Source organism: Stenotrophomonas sp. 05L44_2 (assembly GCF_056665995.1).
Map to the genome: position 1 here is coordinate 1 of NZ_JBFTNR010000805.1, position 1,751 is coordinate 1,751.

Here is a 1,751-nt window from a genome sequence, read left to right on the forward strand (position 1 = left end):
CTTAACCACCGGCAACTCCCCGTGGCGCACAATGCAACGGCGCGACTTGCCGTGTATCACTTAACCACCGGCAACTCCCCGTGGCGCACAATGCAACGGCGCGACTTGCCGTGTATCATTCGCGCCCATCTTTCCATCCGAATCAAAGGATATTAMGCCTGATGTCCAGCTACCTCTTCACCTCCGAGTCGGTCTCTGAAGGCCATCCGGACAAGGTTGCCGACCAGATCTCCGATGCGGTGCTGGACGCGATCCTGACCCAGGACCAGCGCGCCCGCGTGRCCTGCGAGACCATGGTCAAGACCGGCGTTGCCATCGTTGCCGGCGAAATCACCACCAGCGCCTGGATCGACCTGGAAGCGCTGACCCGCAAGGTCATCGTGGACATCGGCTATGACAGCTCCGACGTCGGCTTCGACGGCGCCACCTGCGGCGTGCTGAACCTGATCGGCAAGCAGTCCCCGCACATCGCCCAGGGCGTTGACCGCAAGAAGCCGGAAGAAATGGGCGCTGGCGACCAGGGCCTGATGTTCGGCTATGCCACCAACGAAACCGACAGCTACATGCCGGCGGCGATCCACCTGTCGCACCGCCTGGTCGAGCAGCAGGCCAAGATCCGCAAGAAGCGCAACTCGCCGCTGTCCTGGCTGCGTCCGGACGCCAAGAGCCAGGTCACCCTGCGCTATGAAAACGGCGTGGTTTCGGCCATCGACGCGGTGGTCCTGTCGACCCAGCACGCCCCGGGCATCAAGCAGAAGGACCTCATCGAGGCCGTCCGCGAAGAGATCATCAAGCCGGTGCTGCCGGCCAAGTGGCTGCACAAGGGCACCAAGTTCCACATCAACCCGACCGGCAAGTTCGAGATCGGCGGCCCGGTGGGCGACTGCGGCCTGACCGGCCGCAAGATCATCGTCGACACCTACGGCGGCTGGGCTCGTCACGGTGGTGGCGCGTTCTCCGGCAAGGATCCGTCCAAGGTCGATCGTTCGGCCGCCTACGCTGCCCGCTACGTCGCCAAGAACGTGGTTGCCGCCGGCCTGGCCGACCGTTGCGAAGTGCAGGTCTCCTACGCCATCGGCGTGGCTGAGCCGACCTCGATCTCGGTCACCACCTTCGGCACCGGCAAGATCAGCGACGACAAGATCGAGAAGCTGATCCGCAAGCACTTCGACCTGCGCCCGTACGGCATCATCAAGATGCTGGACCTGATCCACCCGATGTACCAGCAGACCGCGGCCTATGGCCACTTCGGCCGCAAGCCGAAGGAGTTCAGCTACATCAACGGCGAGGGCGAGACCGTCAACGCCACGGCCTTCTCCTGGGAGAAGACCGATCGCGCCGCCGCCCTGCGCGCCGATGCGAAGCTGAAGTAAGAAACACGAAGGGCCGCGCAAGCGGCCCTTCTGCTTTCGGTAGTGCCGGCCGCTGGCCGGCAACCATGCATCGGTTTGCGGACATCATGAAGGTGCCGGCCGTTGGCCGGCAGATGGTAGTGCCGGTGGTTGCCGATACAATCGCCCCATGTCGACCGAACTCAAATCCCACCAGCTGTCCATGACCGTGCTGATGTCGCCGGAAATGGCCAATTTCTCCGGCAAGGTCCACGGTGGCGCGATCCTGCGCCTGCTCGACCAGGTCGCCTATGCCTGCGCCAGCCGCTATGCCGGCCGCTACGTGGTCACCCTGTCGGTGGACCAGGTAGTGTTCCGCCAGCCGATCGCGGTGGGCGAACTGGTCACCTTCCTTGCCTC

At 64.1% G+C, this 1,751-nt stretch carries 2 protein-coding genes; both read left to right on the forward strand.

From position 1 onward, the window contains the following. Positions 1–161: 161 nt before the first annotated feature. Positions 162–1,373, forward strand: a complete 1,212-nt coding sequence (metK, locus tag AC1VAN_RS20825; protein ID WP_480986636.1) for a methionine adenosyltransferase — start codon at positions 162–164, stop codon at positions 1,371–1,373. A 148-nt stretch (positions 1,374–1,521) separates the two neighbouring features. Further along, positions 1,522–1,751, forward strand: a 230-nt coding sequence (locus AC1VAN_RS20830; RefSeq protein WP_480986637.1) for an acyl-CoA thioesterase, incomplete at its 3' end; no start/stop codon positions are given.